Annotated in this window: 1 protein-coding gene; it reads right to left on the minus strand. The window is 65.3% G+C overall.

Annotated features, from left to right (window positions below; all coding sequences use genetic code 11):
• Positions 1-205, minus strand: a 205-nt coding sequence (locus ACCD03_RS25515; protein ID WP_413413281.1) for a hypothetical protein, incomplete at its 3' end; no start/stop codon positions are given.
• Positions 206-349 lie beyond the last annotated feature (144 nt).

Here is a 349-nt window from a genome sequence, read left to right on the forward strand (position 1 = left end):
CCATCGCCGCCATGATCGTGATTGCCGCCGTGATTGCCGTTGCCGCCGTGATCGTGGTCACCGCTGTGGTTGCCATTGCCGCCATGGTCGTGGTCACCGCTGTGGTTGCCATCGCCGCCATGGTCGTGATAGCCGCCGTGGTTGCCGTCGCCGCCATGGTCGTGATCGCCACCGTGATGACCGCCGTGATCATGATCGTGATCATGGTGGTGCCCGGGATGGTGATCGCCTCCGTGGCAGCTTCCACACGGCGATGGGACTGGCGATGGGCTCGGCGTTGGCGTTGGGACTGGTGTCGGTGTGGGTGTGGGTGTCGGTGTCGGTGTCGGTGTCGGTGTCGGTGTCGGTG

This window comes from Ralstonia sp. Ralssp135 (genome assembly GCF_047304345.1).
Lineage (GTDB): Bacteria > Pseudomonadota > Gammaproteobacteria > Burkholderiales > Burkholderiaceae > Ralstonia > Ralstonia chuxiongensis.